Origin of the sequence: Pedobacter sp. P26, assembly GCF_050632135.1 — a bacterium.
Lineage (GTDB): Bacteria > Bacteroidota > Bacteroidia > Sphingobacteriales > Sphingobacteriaceae > Pedobacter.
The window spans coordinates 5,488,123-5,510,086 of record NZ_CP192574.1 but is presented as its reverse complement, the minus strand read 5'-3'; the positions used below and the strand labels follow the sequence as shown (position 1 = coordinate 5,510,086).

The window sequence follows — 21,964 nt, the reverse complement described above, 5'->3', positions numbered from 1 at the left end:
GATAACCAATCACTGATCAATTAGTATAACCACATTCAAATAAATTCCAAAAAAAGGTAAACACGGATCCGTTGCTTACCTTTTTTTATATTTATATACTTTTTTTATTAGCCCTGCTGTTCAGGCATGCCGTTCGGGTCCATCCATACATATTCCCAATGGTGACCATCAAGATCATCAAAGCTATGCTGGTACATAAAGCCGTAATCAGTAGCCGGATTAGGTATAGTGGCGCCTGCAGCTACCGCTTTATCTACCATTTCGTTAACTGCATCCTTACTTTCAGCCGATATTGCAATGGAGGTTTCTATAGCTTTGTGGGCATCTATAATTTCTTTTTCTGTAAAGGTTTGAAAAAAGGTTCTGGTAAGCAGCATCACGTAAATCGTTTCGCTTATAATCATACAGGTTGCTTTTTCATCGGTAAATTGTGGGTTAAAAGTATAACCTAGTTTGGTGAAAAATTCTACAGATCTGTTAAGATCGTTAACAGCCAGGTTTACAAAAATTTGAGTTGCCATGTGGTTTTATGATTTAGTATATTCAAAGGTATACTAAAGCTACATAGGTATTAATGTGCAAAAACGACAAGTTAAGGGGTAAAACGCGACTTATTGATGGCTTGCCAAACCAAAAGATTTAATATTCTCTATTTTTTACCGCAAAGAGCGCTAAGGGAAGGCGCCAAGCACGCAGCGTTGCTTGGCTAGCGTAAGGTCAATACCATTAAGTTAAGGAATAAATTGCAAAAAAGATGTCACCCTGAGGGGTAATTTATGGTAAAAGTCAATATAAATGGCGGTAGAATTAATGGAAATAAATCTCCCCGAGGGGTCGTCATTATAAGAAAGCATCAGGTCTTTGGCCTGAAAAAATAGGAATGATCCTATATTCGCTTTCTAACGTATTAGATTTAAGATTTGCATCCTGCAAAACTCATTGAGCTAAGATGTCTAAAGTGGTCGCAAAAATTAAAGACTACCCAGTTTAATTAACCACCTTAGACACCAATAACATCTAATTCATTAAATAATCCTCCAGGCTTTCACACCATATAAGCTTATATTATATGGCCCTTAAATGTCTTATACGGTCAAAAAAATAACACTATAGATTAGTTGTTTACATAAACTTCATTACAAGAAGGCTTTTTCAGCCGGCGAAGCAATCTTACGACGATCGCTAACAGTGTGCGATTTTAGATTGCTTGGTGGCTCACAATAACGACCTTTCTTATAAGATCTGTTATTGATAGAAGCTAGAATTTTTCAAATACATTGGAGGGTTGATGACAGATATACAAGGGGTGTCATTTCGAGCAAAGTGCAACGCAGTCGAGAACCCGAAGGCTTTGCTAATCTAAATCTGTTTTGATAGATCTCTCCACTTCGCGTTGCTGCGGTCGGGATGACGACCAGTCTATTTAAATCTGTCAATTGTAGCGTAGTTGAGGGGTATTTACTTTAGATTATGAATCCTGAGAAGTCTTCGATTACGCTCAGACGACAACCGAAGTGTTTAACTTGATGATATTGATTATATGGTATCAGATTTACGTCCATCTTTCATCCATTTTACCTAAGGCCCATATTTTTCGCTAATCAATAAATTGTATCTGTTGTACTAAATAGGCCTTTCCAAACTTCTGCGGATCGTGAACTACTGTAGCTTTAATGGCCTTCCATTTTGGCCGTTGTCCATTTTGCCAGTTTGCACGGATTTCCTGTGCGTTCAACCAGATTTCCTCCAGCTCGTTCTGAACAGTACTGTTTGCATAAGTGAGCTGTAACTTACCTGGAATCAGATAATAGTCATTTCCAGTTTTGCTCAGTCTTATTACTGGTCCTCCAGGTATATAAGAAGTAATCAGCTGCACGGTAAAAGATTCACTTCCTTTATACTGCTCTTTGCTGATTATCTTTTCGAAAATAAAGTAGTATTCAGGCCCGTCTTGAAGGGGCACTTCATCGCGGTTGAACCTCGCTTTAATGCGGTAAGTATAACCGGGCTCCCGCTGATCAAACCCCGAAAGCGAAGCTCCGGCATCTACATTGCCGGGCAATTTTAAAAGTACATCATTATCTGCAGCATAACGAGGGCTTACCAATAATTCAACTTCCTGTCCGTTTTTTAAGTTCAGCGGACCATATCTTTCTGATTTTTTACAAGAAACAAATGCGAAAACAATAAATAGAAGGAGCAGGTTTTTCATAGAGATGTGATTTTTAGATTAGTGTTCCTCCATAAAACGTAAAAATACAGACAGACGCTACACCAGACTGATCTTTTTGTTTCTCCCGCAGATTTAAAGATAACGCAGCGCGCACTAAAATATGTTAGTTCTTTTGCGCAATTGACTCCCGACTTCGGACTATTTCCATTCTATTATTCCAGCCTAAAAAACACTTATCCCCCAAAAGCCTACGCTCGTGTACTTTGTCTTCTTTCTTAAAATTAGTTTTCGTTGCTTTGTTCAGAGCAGAAAATTTTGGTAAAGAAACCCTACATATCGCTTTATTGGAAATGCCAGCTAATTGGTTGGTCGGTAGCGGCTTTGTATTGGACATTCCAAGGTTGGTCTGCTTCAGGTAATTTTAGATTCGATCTGGCTGTTGTGCAGTTTGTTTCGGATGTGGTAATATACATTTTGATTACCCATTTATACCGTAATTTTGCAAACAAAACCGTTGGCAGAATCTTTCACTCGAGAAACTGATCTGGCGAATGTTAATTGTTATTCCGGCGATGGGTATTTTTTATCTGCTGGTTACCATTGGTAAGTTATACCTGGTGAGGCTGTTATTTCTGAGCCATCCACCCCAGTCGTTTACCGATTTTTTTAGTGTACATGCTACTGGTATTTTCGTTGCTGGCATCCGCTTAATGGCTATATGGCTTTTGGCCTATCATCTTTACCATTACGCAAAAAGAGAAATCAGGTTATCGGTAGAAAATGCCAGACTGGAGCTTAGCTTTAAACAATCGCAGTTGGACAATCTTTCTGCTCAGTTAAACCCCCATTTTCTATTCAATGCACTCAATAATATAAAATCTTTGGTATATACCCGCCCCGATGCTGCAGGTAGGGCAATTGATCTGTTAAGCGAACTGTTACGCAGCGGATTATATAAGGGTAGTGCCATGCTCATTAGGTTAAATGAAGAAGTAGAGCTGGTTAGAGATTACCTGGAGCTTGAAGGTTTGAGAATGGAAGAAAGATTAACTTACGATTTGGATATGGATATTTCGCTTTCCGGGTTGATGGTGCCACGTCTTTGTATTCAAACATTGGTAGAAAATGCGGTAAAACATGGAGTTGCCTTAGAAAAGCAAGGTGGAAAGATTGAAGTAATAATTAATGAACATGAAGGATTTGTTAATATCCGTGTTTTAAATCCCGGCAAATTGGAACAGGATAAAACAACTACAGGAATCGGACTTCATAACCTGAAAGAAAGGCTCGATCTCAATTACGACCACTCTGCATCTTTCAGCCTGTATGAAATAGATCAAAAGGTTTGTTCCGAAATTAAAATTCCGATCAGATGAGAAACATTAAGACGCTAATCATCGACGATGAACGTGGGGCAAGGCAGGAGCTGATGAGGATGTTAAAAAGCTATCCGCAGATTAGAGTATTGGGTGAGGCTGCGAATGCTGATGAAGCCGAACAGCTTATTGGACTTTTAAAACCCGAGCTGATTTTTCTGGATATACAGATGCCTGGTCCTTCGGGTTTCGATCTGTTAGAAAATCTGGTATATCTGCCACAGGTGATTTTTGTAACGGCTTTCGACAGTTATGCTGTGCAGGCTTTTGAAGTAAGCGCTATGGATTACCTGATGAAACCTGTACGTGATGAACGCTTTAAAAGTGCAATTGATAAAGCCATAGAAAAGATCAGTATAGATGATGGAACAGCTATTTTTGTGAAAGGCAAGGGCAAATATCATCTCATAAAGTGGAAAGACGTGCATTTGATCGAGTCGGTAGAGAATTATGCGCGACTCTTTTTCGGCAAGGAGCAGGTATTGCTCAAAACCTCCTTAAACAAACTCGAAGAAAACCCCGATTGTGAAAGGTTTTTTAGAGCCAGCAGAAGTATATTATTTAACCTCGACTACATCAGTTCAATAAGAAAAGATGATGAGGGGATGTTTGTAGAGCTTAAGACGGGAAATTTAATCAGGATATCAGAACGGAGGGCTGTTAAATTAAGGAGCCTCATTAAAACATAAACTATAATTTTTTGATCATGAAAATAAACTTAGTAAAACTGGGTGTGGCTGTGCTATGCCTCATAATGGGCATAGAAACTTTTGCACAACAAAAACTAACCTTACCCGATAGCAATAATTACATCATTAACGATAGTGTGATGATTAAAACAAAATACGGCATTAGTTTATCTGCCGTAGTGGTGAGGAAAAAAGGTGTGCAGCAGAAATTGCCAGCCGCATTGTTCTATTTTATCTACTCCAATACCAATAGAAGTTTGGTGGAAGCCAAATATGCAGCCGATCATGGTTATGTTGGTATTGTTGCCGATGCAAGAGGAAAACGGCTCAGCCCCGATATACCGGTGCCTTACGAATATGAAACCAAAGATGTAAATGCGGTTATTGATTGGATCATCCAACAATCATGGAGTAATGGTAGGGTAGGGATGTATGGTGGAAGTTATTCAGGCTTTGCGCAATGGGCAGCGGCCAAATACCTGCATCCGGCACTTAAAACCATTGTACCCTATGTAGCGGCTATTCCAGGGCTTGGCTTGCCCATGGAAAATAATGTTTTTTTAGCAGCCAATTATCAGTGGGCATTTTACATCACCAATAACAAATACACGGATGATGCTGTGAATAAAGATAATGCCCGTTGGCGCAGGATGCGGAATAACTGGTGGGAAAGTGGGGCCGCTTACAATAAGATCGACAGCATTGATGGCACACCAAATCCATTGTTGCAGAAATGGCTTAATCACCCCGATTACGATGCCTACTGGCAGTCGATGGTGCCTTATGGTAAAGATTTTAAACACATTAATATTCCAGTGCTCAGTATTACTGGTTATTACGACGATGGGCAAATTTCAGCATTAGAGTACCTCCGCGAACATTACAAGTATAATCCATCAGCCGAACATTATTTAATTATAGGCCCTTATGATCATTTTGGATCGCAGATAGGTGGAGTAGCCAGGCTGAGAGATTATGAGGTAGACTCAATAGCACTGATCAATACCCGCGAAATCACTTTCCAATGGCTTGATTATATTCTTAAGGGCGGAAAGAAACCTGCACTGTTAAAAGATAAGATCAATTATGAGGTAATGAGCGCAAGTAAGTGGAAGCATGTTTCTTCATTGGTAAAGATGGAGGATTACCACATCCGCTTTTATCTGGACAGTGCGGAAAACGGGCTGATGCTATCGGAGCAAAAGCCAGCCAAAGAAATTTTCATGCACCAGCACATTGATCTGGCCGATAGAAACGAGTTCTACAACGATTATTATCCTGATCCGATCATCAAAAAAGAAATCGACAGATCCAATGGACTGTTTTTTATCACGAAGCCATTTAATCAAGCCATTTCGGTATCAGGTGCACCAGAGGGACAGCTTAAAGCCATCATCAACAAAAAGGATATGGATGTAGGCCTGGTCCTGTATGAAGTTACTCCCTCTGGCGAATATTTCCAGCTTTCTTATTATTTAGGAAGAGCAAGCTATGCACACGACATGAGTAAAAGGAAATTACTCAGGCCTGGCAAATTAGAAACCATACCTTTTTATAGGTCGAGGGTTTTTAGTAAGCAGCTTCAAAAAGGTAGCAGGTTACTTTTGGTGCTCAATATTAATAAAAATCCTTTTGCGCAGATCAATTATGGAACGGGTAAGGATGTGAGTAAAGAAACTGTAAAAGATGCAGGTACTCCACTCAAAATTAAATGGTCTACACAGAGTTTTATTGAGTTAGGTTTGTCGGTTGATGCAAAATTTTATTTAGATAAATACAACCGCTAATTGATCAGGATATGCATTTAGCGGGCCTGGATTTACAATTCGTTTATAAATATTCATTTGTCCGCAGATTTAGAATATGAGCTCAGAATCAACTCCATCACCCATCTTACATTTTCCATGCTTTTGCTCCGGGCTTCAGACTTTTCGCAACAGTTTACTCACGTGGCTTTCATCAACAAGGCCAAATTCTACGGCAATTTGTTTCAATCCAAATCTTCCGCTTTCTATTCGCTGTTGAATTAAATGCTGACGATAATTGTGGATATACTGGCGTAAGGTTATCCCTGTATTTCTTTTAAAATATGGTCCTATATAGTCTTCTGAAAGATTAAAATGTGTTGCCATTACATTCGCCTTTAAATTTTTAGGCTGGTAAATATATTTGTGCAGGTAACAGAAAATGGCTTGAATGTCTTTTGATCGTTGTGCGCAGCTTTTAATTTCGGGCATATTGCGTTGCATAATAGTGGAAAGCATTAAGATCTGTGTCCAGATTAAAGCTTCATTTTGCAACATGTTTATGTTGAGTGACAGGATGAGCGCAATGATTTTTTCAACAATCAAATGATCGTTTGCCGTAAAGTTAAAACTTAGAAAATGTGTTTCCCGGCTTTTGATCAGGTATTCTAAGTACTGTAAGCCTGTTGAACCAATCTCTTTTTGATGGATGTATATATCAGTAAACTTGATGTAAATGAAATGTGTTTTTTCATCAATTTCAAAACGATGGTCATCATCCGGACCAATTAAGAAGAGATTCCCTCCTTTGTAAACAATTGGGATTTCGTTAATGATATGATGGCCAGATCCATTTTTAATGTATATGAGTTCGTAATGATTGTGCCGGTGTACAGGGTGCTGCCATTTGCTTACTTCAAATTCTGAAATAACAATTGGTTGAAATTGGACGTATCGCTTCATCATAGATTTATACAAATCTATCATACTATTTTACAAAAACATAGCTTTAGTTTGTCAGGATCTTTGCTTTACATGAATCAATTTAAATCAAAAGAGATGAATAACAGTAAAACAGCATTAGTTGTGGGTTCAAATGGCGTAATTGGCAGTAATTTAATCAGCCATTTAGAAAATCTTGGCGATTGGGATATTATCGGTTTATCGCGTCGGGGTGGGCTCGATACGGATAAAACCAGGTACATTTCTGTAAACCTGCTCGACCCAGAGGACAGTAAGAAACAATTGAGCCCTTTAACTATGGTAACACATATTTTTTATGCCGCTTATCAAGATAAACCTACATGGGTGGAGCTGGTTGCGCCTAATTTGGCGATGCTTGTAAACGTGGTTAATGCCATTGAAGGTATTGCAAAAGACTTACAGCACATCAGTTTAATGCAAGGCTATAAAGTATACGGGGCGCATTACGGTCCTTTTAAAACACCGGCAAAAGAAAGCGACGGTGGACACATGCCTCCGGAATTTAATGTAAATCAGCAACAGTTTCTTGAGGCACAGCAAAAAGGTAAAAAATGGAATTGGTCTTCTCTTCGGCCATCTGTAGTTGCAGGTACTGCATTGGGAAATCCGATGAATTTGGTTTCTGTAATTGCAGTTTATGCATCCATATCGAAAGAACTGGGTTTGCCTTTGCGTTTCCCTGGCAAATTAGGGGCTTATGATAAGCTTTTAGATATTACAGACGCTGGATTATTGGCAAAAGCAACGGTATGGGCGGCTACAAGCCCGGCATGTGCCAATCAAGCTTTTAATATAACCAATGGTGATTTGGTCCGCTGGAATGATCTTTGGCCTAAAATCGCAGCATATTTTAAAATGGATGCTGCACCTCCACTTCAAATGCCTTTGCAAACCGTAATGGCCGATAAATCGGCTTTATGGACACAGATGCAAGAAAAACATAACCTAGCCAAACATAGTTATGAAGACGTATCTTCATGGGCCTTTGGCGACTTTGTTTTTTCCTGGGATTACGATTTTTTCTCGGATGGTACCAAAGCAAGGCGATTGGGCTTCCACGAGTACGTTGATACTAAAAAAATGTTTTTTAATCTGTTTGACGAACTTAAACGTAAAAAAGTTATCCCGAATTAGTTTTCTTGCCTGGAGTTAATATTGACCAGGATTTGCAATTCGTTTTTAATTATTTATTCCGCAGATCCAGAAGATAAATGCAGAATCAATTCCAACATCCAACTTACGTTCCCATCATTAAGCACTAAGGTATGTTTCTTTTGCACGATAGGCCCGGCCCCCGACTTCGGATTAGATCCATCTTACATTCATTACCTACTAGATATTGTGATGCTTTTGACATGAATTGCAATTTGAAGAATCTATATAGAACTAATGTTCTCATAATTTAGATATTTGCAGCTACTAATAATTTTAATGATGAAGCCTTACCTGCAACTATTCGATTTTTCAAAGAAAATAAATTACAGAACTGAAATTCTTGCAGGTTTAACGGTGGCCATGACCATGATCCCCGAATCGTTATCATTTGCTATCCTTGCGGGTTTTCCTCCCTTAACAGGTTTGTACGCTGCTTTTATTATGGGCCTGGTTACGGCTGTTTTAGGTGGCAGGCCAGGCTTGGTTTCGGGTGGGGCAGGTGCAACAGTAATTGTGCTTATCGCTTTAATGAAAACACAGGGTATAGAGTATGTTTTTGCGGCAGTGGCTTTAGCAGGCGTAATCCAGATTATAGCAGGGCTGTTTAAACTTGGGAAATTTGTCAGGCTGGTTCCGCAGCCCGTAATGTTCGGTTTTGTTAACGGCTTGGCGGTTATTATATTTATGTCGCAGTTAGAACAGTTCAAAACCCTTGTTAACGGCAGAGTAGAATGGTTGAGTGGTGTGCCTTTATATATCATGTTGGCTTTGGTATTACTCACTGTTGCAATAGTGATCATTCTCCCTAAAATAACCAAAGCCATTCCATCCTCACTGGTGGCTATTATTGTGGTTTTTCTTGTTGTCTTATGTTTTAGGATTGATACCAAACTGGTTAAAGATATTGCTTCAGTAAATGGTGGTTTTCCGCCCTTTCATATTCCGAAAGTTCCGCTTAATCTGGATATGCTCAAGATCATTTTTCCCTATTCACTCATTATGGCTGGTGTGGGCTTAACAGAGGGCCTGCTTACGTTGAACCTGGTTGATGAAATTACAGAAACTAAAGGCAATGGGAACAGGGAAAGTATTGCACAAGGAATTGCCAATATTACAAACGGCTTTTTTACGGGGATGGGTGGCTGTCCGATGATTGCCCAAACACTGGTTAACCTCTCGGCAGGTGCCAGGGCCAGGTTATCAGGCATTGTTGCGGCCTTAACTATACTCGTTATCATCTTGATAGGTGCTCCGGTGATCGATCGTGTACCTATGGCCGCGCTGGTTGGTGTAATGATGATGGTAGCCATTGGCACTTTTGAATGGATGAGCTTTAAAGTGATTAATAAAATGCCTGTGCATGATATTATCATTGGCATCCTGGTGGCTGTTATCACCATTTGGCTGCATAACCTGGCACTTGCGGTATTAATAGGTGTAATTATTTCAGCACTTGTTTTCGCCTGGGAGAGTTCTAAAAGAATACGTGCCAGTAAACATATCGATGCCAATGGTGTGAAAACTTACGAAATATTCGGGCCCCTGTTTTTTGGATCAATTGCTAGTTTTAATGAACTGTTTGATGTGGCACACGATCCGCAGCATATCATTATTGATTTTAAGCACAGCCGTGTTTTTGATATGTCGGGCATTGATGCGCTGAATAAACTAACCGAACGTTATCGTTTAGTGGATAAGAAACTTCAATTAAAACATCTGAGTAACGACTGTAAGCGCTTGCTGAAAAATGCTGATCAGATTATCGCAGTAAACATTATTGAAGATCCTACCTATCGGATAGCTACTGAAAGATAAATTAAGTTAACCTTTCTTTTACAATACACTTGCAGTTAACTGATTTTAAGGGATAATTGGGTAGTAGCTATTCAGAACTAAACTATTGCCGGCAATTTAATGGTAATACATACTCTGCATATTAATTTTTACTAAAACGTTTAAGCATTTTAAAAAATTGTAACCTAAAAATTGTTCTGATTATTGTAATTATTTGTAAAAAACATCCTTATCTACTGTTTTATAGGATGTTAATTTTTCAAATTATTTTAATAATATTTATTTTTTACCTGTCTGCTTGACAATTATTTTAATAGAATTAAATATTATTGCGCTGTTTTATAAAAATTTCATAAAAATGACAATTCGTTATTAAAACGTTTTAGTATATTATATATTTGAGTTAACCAAATACTAAATTTTATGAGAATCCCTAACTATTACTACCAAAGTACCTGTTCTTTTAACCTAAGACGTGTCTTGCCGTTTCCGAAAAAATAAGTTCTAGAAATCATTTTTTTACCAATTAAAAGATCCATTAACTATGCGATACTTATGGGCGTGCCTTGTTTTTTTGCCGCGTTTACGTTAAACGTTTTACCCGTTTTTTCGGCGGGCAAAAAAATCATAAAGGCCTAACAATTAATTATTTGATCCTTCAGGATACGACGAAAATTAAGATCGTATCAACTAAAGATTCTTTGCGAAAAGATAGTCTTGAACAGATCAGGAAAAAACACTTTACAACAAATTGTCTGGTGGTGTACAAAAAGACACCAGAGATTTATCGCTCTTCCCTGCAATTTCATTACAGCAAAATTTAAAGGGCAATTTTGCTGGTCTGTATATTCAGGAACCCTCAGGCGAACCAGGTTCTATTCAGAACATGTTTATTAGGGGAGCTGCAATGCCGCTATTATCTAAAAAGGATTTGTACGATGCTCAACCTCTGGTGGTTCTAGATGGAATCCCGTTGGTACGGGAGCATCCTTTCGCTTTTGATATACAGCAATTCGATTTTAACAGAATCGGTCCTGCAACTAATTTATTGACTGGTATTGATATGAATAATATTGCATCGGTAGAAGTGCTTAAAGATTTAGGTTCCACTTCTGTTTACGGGCCAAGAGGTGTTAACGGGGTAATTGTTTTAACCTCAAAAACAGCAGTTGGTAAATACCGCGCGATATCTTTCAATTCGTATATCGGCATGGTGCAAAAACCATTTGTAAATACCATCAATGGTAAATATGAAAATGATTTCAGACAGCGCTTTTATGATGTATATACCACAAATGGCAGATATTCTGATGATGAAGAGTATCCGGTATATTTAAGCGATTCGCTAAATAATGTGTACAGTGGAAAATCAGACTGGACAGATCTATACTATAAAAATGCACTGGTATATGGTATTAATTTCTCACTTGCCGGCGGTACTGACAGGGCGAACTTTAGGTTTGCATTGGGTAATACCAAAAGTGAAGGTGTAGCAGATCAAACGGGTATCGACCGTTATAGCGCCACTTTCAATATCAATATGAAGCCAACCAAATGGTTGTTGTTTTCGACTATGATTAATGCGAACCGCTTAAACCGCGACAGAAATAAAACCTTGCGCGACCGGTTTGCACAACTTAATTATTTTCCTGATTTAAGTGCGCCTCTGCCTCCAAATAAAGATTTCTATGGTTCATACCTGCAAGAATATAAGAAAGGTTTTGATGATAACAAAACAAACTCTATTCAGGGTTATGCCAAATTAGAAGGAATTTTTGGTCAGTTTAAGGTGGTATCATCTTTTAATGCTGATTACAGTGAGGGGTATAGAGATGTTTTTTATGCCAGAACGCTTTTGCAGGGAAACAGTTATGCATCCAATTATTATGGCTTTAGCCAGAGATTAATGATGGATAACAAAGTAACTTACGATTTAAACCTGGATAAGGTTCACGATTTTCATTTTGCCTTAGGGCAATCCATGCAATGGGATATTTATAAATACAGTAACGCCTACGCTTATAAAGGTGTTAATGATTATATTAAAATCAATTTGCTGGACTCTAAACCTAAAAATGACGATGGTAAGGATAACCCAGGTTATTTAACACCAGTTGCCTTTCCAAGAGAATTAACTTATCGGTTTTTAGATAAAACGGAAGATAACTTATTGTCTTTCTATGGAAAAGCTGATTACTCATTTAGCGATAAATACTTCTTATCAGCCGTATTACGTTTAGATGGCTCTTCAAACGCACAACCAACAAGCCGTTGGTTTTATTCGCCAACTATTTCTGCTGCCTGGAATATCAAAAATGAATTTTTGAAAGATAACAGCTTGGTTGATGATTTGGTATTGCGTGCAAGTGCTGGTAGAATGGGGCGTACCTTTAGTTACGATAATTATACGCAGGGTCCACAATATACAGCTTCAGTTGGTTATACTGGTAACTTAACAGTACCTGGATATAATGCATTCGGTGTTTTAACACGTCCTTATCAATTTGGTTGGGTAGGTTATGGTGTGCCTTGGTCGTACTCAGATCAACTTAATGTTGGTGCTGATGTGGCGATGTTGAAAAACCGTCTTCACGTTTCTGTTGACCTTTACAGCAAAACCGACAAAAATCAATTAATTGGCATCCCTGCTTATGCCGAATATGGTTATAAACAATCTATCGAAAGCGGAATGTCTGTTAACAACACGGGTATCGATTTCACCGTGAGTGCTCAAATCATCGCAAAAAGTAAATTTTCATGGAATTCGGCCTTAAACTTTAATCACAATGCTAACGAATTGAAAGCATTGCCAAGAGGACTGGATCAGTTGGTAGTAGGTAACAGATTTTTAAAAGTTGGCCAGCCCGTAGATCAATATTGGTTATTGGAGAATAATGGTATTTACACTGCAGATGCTGATGTGCCAGCGGTTAACGGACAAAAATTAAAATATAAGGGGATTGTTTTAAAGGCCGGCGATCCACGTTGGAAAGATCAAAATGGAGATAATACTATTGATGATAACGATAAAGTATTAAAAGGTCATTCATTACCGACCCTTGCAGGTGGTTTCGATAACAATTTTAGATATGGCAATTGGAGTCTGGCTACAAGTTTCTACTTTAATTTAGGCAGAAAGCTAATCAACCAGGAGATGGCTAACCATTTTGATTTTGTTAACCGCGAAGGTAATACCGATATCAGTTCTGTTAAAGAAATTACCTTCTGGGAGAAACGTGGCGATTACTCAAAATATCCGCTTTACAATCCCTGGAGTACGGTAATCCCATACCGTGCAGATCAGGATCTCTTTTTAGAGAATGCTTCATTCTTAAAATTAAGACAGGTTTCATTGGGTTACGAACTGGGTAATCTGCTTAGTAAGAAGAACATCAAAATCAACAAATTCTTCGTATACGGTGCCGTGAGTAATATTTTCACCATCACGCCTTACACCGGTCAGGATCCCGAGCTAGTTAGCTACGATGGCGTGGATACAGGTTATGGCCAACCCATTCCGAGAACGTATACACTGGGTGTTAAAATGGAGCTATAAGATGAAAACAAGAACTAACAAAACATCAGGTAAGATGAAAAATATATTATACATACTTCTGGTTTCTATAATTGCCTTTTCGAGCTGTAATAAAGCTTTAGAAACCGATTCTACCAGGGTTGTAGGCGAAAAAAATGCCTGGAATACAGTAGAGGATGCCCGGTCGGGAATTTTGGGGGTTTATGCTTTAACACGGGCTGCCTTATCAGATAATAACGGTCACTGGATTTATGGTGATGTAAGAACCGGAGAGTTTTTAAGTCCGAAAAGACAGGATTTAAAGGCTGTAATCGGCAATAATTTAAACGCAGCATATCCTGTGATGGAGGCGTTATCTGATTGGACAAGGTTTTACGCTATTGTAAACGGTGCTAATGTTTTCTTAGAAAATATTGGGCATGTAAAAGAAACAGATAAACGATACACAAGCAATAACATGACAGTGGATATTGCGCAAGCCAGGTTTTTAAGGGCTTTTGCCTATTTCTACATGGTGAGAATCTGGGGTGATGTACCATTTATTACCTCATCAGACGAAGGTAAATTTACGAATAAACCCCGCGAAAGCCAGGCCAGGATTTTAGCATGGGCCGAGCAGGAAATGCTAAAAGCAGCAGCTGATCTGCCATTTATTTATAGCGGTGGCGATGTGCAGCAGCCAACTGATTATTATAATGAAACTTCAGGAAGATGGGGCGGTGCTTTGGCTACAAAAGTTACGGTATACGCGGTTCTAGCGCATTTGGCAGCCTGGAATGGCGATTATACCAGCGTTTCTAAATATGCCAAATTTGTGGAAGATAATTACGGAAAAAGTGCCGGAGGTTTTACAGGAAGTGCTGACTTATCAAATTCCAACGGGTTTTTCTATAATAAAAACACCAGGCAGATGTTCGGTTTTAACTCCGATTATGGCCACGTGGATGGTTCATCTACTGGGCATATTGAAGAGTTAACTTTAGCTGAACCGGTTATGACTAAGTCAGTTCCGGATATTTATCTTCCGAAAGATTCGATTCTAAAATATTTCAATATTGCAAAAGATCAAAGGTTTGCGGTTGATACTTTAGGACAAGCAAAATACGATGGAAGATATTTTACCAACATAAACGGTAAGTACCCCATTTTCAGCAAAATCAAAGTAATTCAGGGTGGCGGAACAGATCCAAACTTCAGGTACTTTACCAGTGCTTTGGTTTTTACCCGCTTAGAAGATATCGTATTGTTAAGAGCAGAAGCGCTTTCAGTTTTGGGCGACCAACAGGGCGCTTTAAATGAACTGCTTTCTGTGATGGTGAGAAGATATGATGACGGATTTTCTGTAAATATAGATGACATCATTAAATTAATTTTCGAAGAGCGTCACCGCGAATTGTTGGGTGAAGGCTCAAGGTGGTATGATTTGATCCGTTACAACAAGATCAAACAGAACGACGCCAAATTTATGAACCTCATTAATTCTGGTGGCATTTACTGGCCAATATCAAGAAAGCTAATTGCTCAAAATAGTTTATTAACCCAAAATGCTTACTGGCGCTAATGATAACGGATATGAAAAATTCAATTAAATACACAGGCGCACTGGCAATCTTATCATTGCTTACGCTCATCAATTCGGCCTGCAAAAAGAATGGAGGATTTTACGATGCACCAGACCAGAATGTAACTTTTGCCGGCAATACTTACGATTATTTGAAAAGCAAACCAGGCGTTTTCGATTCGCTTATTGTAGCGATTGACAGGATGGGTTTGAAAAAAACATTAACCGATAGTAATGTTACGTTATTTGCAGTAAGCAATCCAAGCTTCCAACTGGCTTTACGTAACTTAAATACGTTAAGAAAACTATCTGATAAAGACCCACTTTTTTTGGCCAATATTGATGCTGTTCAGTTGGATACGATGACCTTGTACTATATTATCAGAGGTAAGAAAACAACCGATTCATTAAAACTTCAGGATGGTTTAGACTTGAAAAGTGTACATATTGGTTACCCGATGCATGCGAGTGTAACCAAAATATCGGCTTCTGGTCAGGTTGGTGCCGGACCTGAGGTTATTAATTTTGATAATACCAAAAAAGCAAATTCGTTCGCAACTGGGCAACCAGTACAACATCATCAAATAACATTAAAACCAAAAACGGTGTCGTACATGTTATCAGTGCCGATCACGTATTTGGCTTCAATGAGTTCGTTACCCGGTTAACTTTTGTACCACCACCACCAAACCTTTATCTCGAAATTGGCGGTATATTTTCATCAAACCGCGAAAATGGCGGCGGTATAACCAGTGGAGAAAATTCGAGAAAAGTAATTGATGGGGATGATCACACTAAATTCCTGGCCGATTTACAAGGCGAATTATGGATGAGATTTGAACTTAAAACACCTGCGGTTTCATCGGTATATACTTTAACATCTGCAAATGATGCCAACGAAAGAGATCCAAAAGCATGGACTTATGAAGGCTCGATGGATGGTTCAAACTGGGTAGAATTGGACAGAAGATCTAATTTCTTCTTTGAAGAAAGATACCAGCAAAAAGTATTTAGGTGTACAAATACGGTTGCCTACAAATTTTACCGCATTGTGATTACCGAACTCAGAAACAGTGGAACCTTCCAGTTGGCTGAGTTTACCATAAACAAAACGAAATAAGTGATGCGAAATAGAAACACTAAAATAAATAGCCCGATGAAATCGATCATATATAAATATTTTGCGCTCCTTTTGCTTGCTGTAACCGTTTGCAGTAGCTGTAAAAAGATTTTCGATTTACCCGATGAGAAAGATTATATCAGTAACAATGTAAATTTTAGCAATAAAATTCTGGAGCCAATAATCGGAAGGACCAATCTTATCGGTGGCTTTAACAGCGATAACTCGACCAATCCCATCACTTTCGAAATTGTAAACGTTAGGTTTGGGGATGGAAAGCCGGTGAACGATCTTTTTACAACGGCGCCAACTTACGTATGGACGGCCCCTTATACGGGTTTGGAAAAAGCCTGGCTGAAATTGAGGCAAAAAGAAAAATCGAAACACATCCGATATTCGAAATACGTTCATCAGGTGAATTTATCTTGTAGCCATCAGCAACCAACCAGCTATTGAAACCCCGTCCGACTGATAGTACCAACTTTGCTCAGGATACACGCTTTTTTGATGTAAAGGTTAAAAACACCGGTGGCGAGCGCCTGATCAGAGATTTTCAGATCAGACCTTTCAGAGAACGCCCTTACGAACCATCGAATGATTTTAATGCTTATACAGGTTTGCCTGCCCCTGATCCAAAATTTCCGTTAGACAAAAAACTGAGGGATTACATCCGTCCTTATCTGAATAATGTGATCGGTGCTACTTCTAATTTAAACTTAGTGAGCAACAATGATAAGAAGGATGCCATTGTTTACATCCGTCCATTAACATCAGGAGGTAATGGCCATTCACTACGTATTGTGGTTTTGGGTAAAGATTCTTTACCGATCGATCCTAAGTTCTTCAATGAAACAGTTTGGGATAAAATGATCCATGGTTTCAATATCCAGAAAACCGATCAATATGTTCAGTATGATGTTGCTTATCCAATTCCATTGGTAGAAATCCCTACATCTTATGCTAAAGGCGGATCAAGGGCAAAAGCAGAGTTGAGTTACTCCAGGATTGGTTTTGGAGGGGCACGTACAGTGGCCAGTTTCGGTGTCGATTTCGCTATTTATAAGGCTGGCGACTGGGAAATCGTCTTTTATTTCAAAAACGAGAACCCAAAATTTGCTAACGAATAGTTGATCAATAAAGCTAATATTATGAAAAGAAATATACTTTTATATACATTACTTATTGTATGTATAATCTGTTGTACGAATGCCTATTCGCAAGAAAAAAATATTATTGTAAATGGCAGGGTTCTGGATAAAGATACCAAACAGGGGGTGCCAGGCGTATCTGTTGTTTTGCAAAGCACAAATAAAGGCTTAACGCAAACAAACGGTGATGGAAAGTTTTCGGTTAACGTGCCTGTTGGAGGAACACTTTTATTTAAATTTTTAGGGTACAATACCTCATCGGTTAAAATTACCAATCAAACCAATATCACAGTAACCATTAGCGAGGATCGTAAAGATCTGAATGATGTGATTATTGTAGCTTACCAAAACAGACCAAAAGAAACAACTGCCGGATCGGTAACGGTGCTTAGCGGTAAGGATGTATCCGATATCCCGGTATCAAATATTGAAACCCTTTTACAGGGTAAGGTGCCAGGGTTAAATATCCAGAACAATACCGGTGCCCCTGGTTTTAGGGGATCGGTACAGCTTCGTGGTTTATCAAGTTTAAGTATTTCGGGTAGTGGTAACGATTCATTTTTACAACCTACATCGCCATTATACATTATCGATGGTGTGCCATTAGATGCAGATAAGGCAGCAGAGTTTGGTTTTCAAACGCAAGGCCCCGGGGTGAGTCCACTTTCGCTAATCCCTCAGGAGGATATCGAAAACATCCAGATCCTGAAAGATGCGCAGGCCACTTCCATGTATGGATCAAGAGGTGCTTATGGGGTAATCATCATCACCACAAAAAGAGGTAATTCTAAAGTGCCGCGTATTAAATATGTATCGAACTTTTTCGTTAATGCTCCGCCTAAATTACGCGAAACATTAGGCGGTAATTCAGAACGCCAATTAAAAATTCAGCAAATTATTTTAAACGCTGAGACCATTAATCAGATCAGGGGAATTAGCAATACACCTTTTCTTGCCGATAGTTTAAATGCGTATTATAATAACTCTACTGATTGGCAGGATGTATTTTATCAAACCACCTTTAACCAAAGTCATAACCTGGCTTTAGATGGCGGTGACCAAAAATTTAATTACAAAGCCAATATGGGCTATTATGCGGAAAAAGGTGTAATTAAAAATACGGGTTATAACCGTTACAATTTAAACATGAATATGGAGTTTAAGCCGAATGATAAATTCAGGTTTTTCGGTTTCGTTAATGGCTCTGTAGGTAAACAGAATAAAGGTAACGGTGCAGGTTTGCTTCAATCGGGTGTAGCTGAAAACGGCCAGGCATCAACACTTTTGCCACCTCCGTCTTTTTATCAGGCATCTGGCGGGGTATTATCTGCTTTGCAAACGCTAAACGATAACAATTCCAGAAATTTAAGAGCAAATATAGATGCCCGTTACGAATTTATACCAGGTTTCGCAGCATCTTCTACCTTAAGTTATGATTATACCTCAGATACTGAAACTACATTTACACCAGCCGCAGCCAACGGATCATTTGCCAAGCTTTATGATTATAATGGCCGAAATTTCCAGTTATACAATAGAAATGCAATTACCTACGCTAAAACATTAGGTGAAAAGCACAATTTCTTTATCAATACATTTAACGAAATTTATAAACAGGGCTCCCAATCATCAATAAGCCGGCAGGAAAGAATTCCAAACGATCAGCTCCAGGGGCCAGTCGGCTTCGATGGTTATTACTCAAGAGGTGGCGGAGTTTTAAGTAGTTATAAAAATGCTACAATTGCCTCTTTCGCAGGATCGCTATCTTACGATTATGATAAAAAATATGTTGCTGAATTCTCTTACCGTTTAGATGGTACCTCATCAAGTGGTTTGGAAAATCCATATTCTAAAAACTCTTCAATAGGTTTAAGATGGAATTTCAACAAAGAAAACTGGTTAACAGATCAAAAATGGTTAGACTATGGTAGTTTAAGATTAACCTGGGGCCAGAATATTGTGCCAACAGGTAATCTGCAAAGTATTTATGGTATTTATAACCTCAATGGAAATTACAACAATACGCAAACCATTGGTATCAATTACGATTTAATTCCAAATCCGGCTTTAAAGCCAACCACTACAAGTCAGTATAACCTTGGTTTTGACATTGGTTTCCTGAACAGATTCTCGATTGTTGTGGATAGTTATTTTAAAAAAGTAGATAATTTACTGTTCGATCGTATTTTATCAAATACTACAGGTTTTAATAAACTGTCGAGTAACGATTTGGGTATAGCCAATTATGGTACCGAGATCAGCTTAAATGTAAAAGCCATTACCAGCAAGGATTTCGATTTATCTTTCTCAATAAACGGTGCTTACAACCGCGATGTGCTGTTAAAATTGCCTGAAGAGTATAACGGGCAGTATATCCGCTTCGATGATTCCGGTTACCTGCAACATAATGTTTTCCGTGTAGGCAGAAATACCCTGTCAAACTATTTAAGAATTAACCAGGGGGTTTACAAAACAGACGCAGATGTACCTGTAGATCCGGTTACCGGAAAAAGATACCAAACAAACAATACCTTCTTTTACGGGGGAGATCCGATCTTAAAAGATGTAAATGGCGATTATATTCTGGACAGCAGAGATTACGAAATTACCGGAAACTCACAGCCATTGTTAACAGGTGGTTTATCATTCACCATGAGGTATAAAAGATGGGGACTAAATATGTATGCCAGTTACACTGCCGACAGAACAATCTTAAATAATGCCCTTGCCGATCGTATTGCCATCATGAGAGATCCTTATGCATTAAATGCAGTAGTACCTTTAGGTGATTTGAATATCTGGCAGAAACCAGGCGATGTGGCTAAATATCCATATCCTTATGATTTTAGCCGTTACGGAAATATCCAACCATTAAGAGCTGACCAAACCTTATGGCAGGAAAGTGGTACGTATCTGAAAATTAACAACTTAACCCTTTCCTATATGTTCGATAAGAAGTTGATCAGCAGATTCGGACTGGCTAATTTAAGGATATTTGGTTCCACTAATAACTTAATTACATTTTCTAAGTATAGTGGCCCTAATCCGGAAAACGTAACTGCATTAGGTCGCGATATTTCTAACGGTTATCCTGTGCCACGTACCTATAACATTGGTTTAAATTTAGAACTTAATACAGGCAACTAAAAATATTGATTATGAAAAAAGTTATTATTTACACTTTGGTTATTGCAGCATCTTTTTGCTTGCCTTCATGTAAAAAGTTTTTAAACGTACAGCCTTTAGATAAACTAACAGGGAACAACTTTTTCCAGACTAAAGAAGACGTTGTTGCCAATATTTATGATTTGTCGAGGATTGTTTTTAGCAAAATAAATGAAACGCATTATGTTGGTGCGGTTGGCGAATACAGATCAGGCGAAGTATTACACGAAAGCCAGTCTGACAATGCCGCTTCCCGTGAATATGTGGAGTATTTAGGTCGAAATGATCTGTTAAACCTGATTAGGAGAGGGCAGCCCTGGGACTATTATAATTTTGATAGAATAACAGACTGGACCGGTTATTACAGGGCAATTCAAGGTGCCAATATCCTGATTGCGAAATTAGATGAGGGTGTTCCGGGTGTTTCTGAAACAGAAAAAGGACAGTTTAAGGCTGAAGCCGCCTTTATTCGCTCACTTTGTTACTTTACCATGGTACGGTTATTTGGCGATGTAGTGTATTATACTGATGCATTTCATTCTACATCCTTACCCCGCGAAAATTTTGTATCCGTATTAAATAAATGTATTGCCGATTTAAGTAGTTATAAAAATCAAATTCCATTTACCTACAGCGATCCTGCTTTAAAAGGCGTTCGGGCAAGTAGAGGTAGCATCATTGCCTTAATGATGGAGATGAATATGTGGAACGCAGGCTTTGACGGCGCTAACGCAAGAAAATATTATCAGGCTACTGCAGATCTGGGTAAAGAATTGGTTGCAAGTAATGCCTATCGGTTATTACCAATTTCAGACTGGTCTACAGTAATTAAGGGCCGCTCAGATGAAAGCTTATTCGAATTTTATCAAAGTATAAATTATGGAGATGCCGTACTGAATGTTGCACCAATTGCCGACATGTTTTTGCATTACCCATACAAAAGACCTGAATATACACACCGCGTAAGTTTTGCTTATTACAGGGGCGAATATATGCAGAAACTTTTTCAGGATGGGAGCGACAAAAGAATTACAACCTGGTTTAATGAAGATATTTTTGCCGACAATGGTAAGTTCATGTTATTAAAATATGCCAAGAACTCTTTTATTGTTGGTGAGGAAGATGCCAATCCGGATAATACCTTTATGATTTTCAGGTATGGTGGAGAACTCCTGCTGGCGGCAGAAGCGCTTGCAAATATAGATGAAGACGCCGAAGCCATAAAACTGGTAAATATGGTAAGGGGCCGCGCCGGCGCATCTCCATATACGTCTTCAAATGGAGATCTTAAAGAATTTATCTTTTACGAACGTTCAAGGGAGCTTATTGGCGAGGGGCATCATTACTTCGATTTGGTTAGGACGAAGAGAATTTTAAACAGTCAGTATTCTTACAACGTACTTACATCCGATAAATTTAGTCGTGGTGCCTGGACCTGGCCGATAAACCCGGGTGCGTTAAACAACAACCCATTCATGAAACTGAATGATTATTGGGTTAATGGTGGTAATTAATTATA

16 protein-coding genes are annotated in these 21,964 nt (G+C 38.7%); 13 read left to right on the top strand and 3 right to left on the bottom strand.

Going from position 1 to position 21,964, the window contains the following annotated elements; all coding sequences use genetic code 11:
* Positions 1-107: 107 nt before the first annotated feature.
* Both ACQ86H_RS25505 and ACQ86H_RS25500 read right to left on the bottom strand, forming a co-directional pair.
* Entirely contained in the window at positions 108-521 is a 414-nt protein-coding gene (locus ACQ86H_RS25505; RefSeq protein ID WP_138819827.1) for a VOC family protein, read from the bottom strand.
* A gap of 1,076 nt (positions 522-1,597) precedes the next feature.
* On the bottom strand, positions 1,598-2,212 hold the full coding sequence (locus ACQ86H_RS25500; protein WP_138819829.1) for a hypothetical protein: 615 nt from the start codon (positions 2,210-2,212) through the stop codon (positions 1,598-1,600).
* A gap of 512 nt (positions 2,213-2,724) precedes the next feature.
* Between ACQ86H_RS25500 and ACQ86H_RS25495 the strand changes: the two genes are divergently transcribed.
* From ACQ86H_RS25495 to ACQ86H_RS25485, 3 genes are read left to right on the top strand one after another with little or no spacing between them, the layout of a single operon-like run.
* Complete coding sequence (locus ACQ86H_RS25495) at positions 2,725-3,549, top strand: sensor histidine kinase (RefSeq protein ID WP_431292911.1); 825 nt, start codon at positions 2,725-2,727, stop codon at positions 3,547-3,549.
* Positions 3,546-4,238 (top strand): LytR/AlgR family response regulator transcription factor, encoded by a 693-nt coding sequence (locus tag ACQ86H_RS25490; protein ID WP_431292910.1) that lies wholly within the window; start codon positions 3,546-3,548, stop codon positions 4,236-4,238. The genes ACQ86H_RS25495 and ACQ86H_RS25490 overlap by 4 nt, the downstream gene beginning before the upstream one ends.
* A gap of 17 nt (positions 4,239-4,255) precedes the next feature.
* On the top strand, positions 4,256-6,025 hold the full coding sequence (locus ACQ86H_RS25485; RefSeq protein WP_431292909.1) for a CocE/NonD family hydrolase: 1,770 nt from the start codon (positions 4,256-4,258) through the stop codon (positions 6,023-6,025).
* Between the two features lie 135 nt (positions 6,026-6,160).
* On the opposite strand, the gene ACQ86H_RS25480 is transcribed toward ACQ86H_RS25485, so the two are convergent.
* The gene (locus ACQ86H_RS25480) at positions 6,161-6,949 is read right to left on the bottom strand and encodes an AraC family transcriptional regulator (RefSeq protein ID WP_431292908.1); all 789 of its coding nucleotides are present in this window, start codon (positions 6,947-6,949) and stop codon (positions 6,161-6,163) included.
* Between the two features lie 93 nt (positions 6,950-7,042).
* Here ACQ86H_RS25480 and ACQ86H_RS25475 point away from each other — a divergent pair, with 93 nt between their 5' ends.
* The 10 genes from ACQ86H_RS25475 (at position 7,043) to ACQ86H_RS25430 (ending at position 21,959) form a co-directional block, all read left to right on the top strand.
* Positions 7,043-8,101 (top strand): SDR family oxidoreductase, encoded by a 1,059-nt coding sequence (locus ACQ86H_RS25475; RefSeq protein ID WP_246862694.1) that lies wholly within the window; start codon positions 7,043-7,045, stop codon positions 8,099-8,101.
* A 300-nt stretch (positions 8,102-8,401) separates the two neighbouring features.
* Positions 8,402-9,937 (top strand): SulP family inorganic anion transporter, encoded by a 1,536-nt coding sequence (locus ACQ86H_RS25470; RefSeq protein ID WP_431295476.1) that lies wholly within the window; start codon positions 8,402-8,404, stop codon positions 9,935-9,937.
* A gap of 730 nt (positions 9,938-10,667) precedes the next feature.
* Positions 10,668-13,472 (top strand): SusC/RagA family TonB-linked outer membrane protein, encoded by a 2,805-nt coding sequence (locus ACQ86H_RS25465; RefSeq protein ID WP_431292907.1) that lies wholly within the window; start codon positions 10,668-10,670, stop codon positions 13,470-13,472.
* A 34-nt stretch (positions 13,473-13,506) separates the two neighbouring features.
* The gene (locus tag ACQ86H_RS25460; protein ID WP_138819842.1) at positions 13,507-15,012 is read left to right on the top strand and encodes a RagB/SusD family nutrient uptake outer membrane protein; all 1,506 of its coding nucleotides are present in this window, start codon (positions 13,507-13,509) and stop codon (positions 15,010-15,012) included.
* An 11-nt stretch (positions 15,013-15,023) separates the two neighbouring features.
* Positions 15,024-15,680, top strand: coding sequence for a hypothetical protein (locus ACQ86H_RS25455; RefSeq protein WP_431292906.1), 657 nt, complete (start codon positions 15,024-15,026; stop codon positions 15,678-15,680).
* Entirely contained in the window at positions 15,602-16,132 is a 531-nt protein-coding gene (locus ACQ86H_RS25450) for a discoidin domain-containing protein (protein ID WP_431295475.1), read from the top strand. Before ACQ86H_RS25455 ends, ACQ86H_RS25450 begins: the two co-directional genes overlap by 79 nt.
* Positions 16,133-16,168: 36 nt before the next feature.
* Positions 16,169-16,588: a DUF5007 domain-containing protein gene (locus tag ACQ86H_RS25445; RefSeq protein ID WP_431292905.1), complete on the top strand. Its 420-nt coding sequence runs from the start codon at positions 16,169-16,171 to the stop codon at positions 16,586-16,588.
* Positions 16,585-17,259 carry a DUF5007 domain-containing protein gene (locus tag ACQ86H_RS25440; protein ID WP_431292904.1) on the top strand — a complete coding sequence of 225 codons (675 nt, stop codon included), beginning with the start codon at positions 16,585-16,587 and terminating at the stop codon, positions 17,257-17,259. The genes ACQ86H_RS25445 and ACQ86H_RS25440 overlap by 4 nt, the downstream gene beginning before the upstream one ends.
* Before the next feature lie 21 nt (positions 17,260-17,280).
* Positions 17,281-20,427, top strand: coding sequence for a SusC/RagA family TonB-linked outer membrane protein (locus ACQ86H_RS25435; protein ID WP_138819846.1), 3,147 nt, complete (start codon positions 17,281-17,283; stop codon positions 20,425-20,427).
* Between the two features lie 11 nt (positions 20,428-20,438).
* Positions 20,439-21,959 (top strand): RagB/SusD family nutrient uptake outer membrane protein, encoded by a 1,521-nt coding sequence (locus ACQ86H_RS25430; RefSeq protein WP_431292903.1) that lies wholly within the window; start codon positions 20,439-20,441, stop codon positions 21,957-21,959.
* Positions 21,960-21,964: the final 5 nt, after the last annotated feature.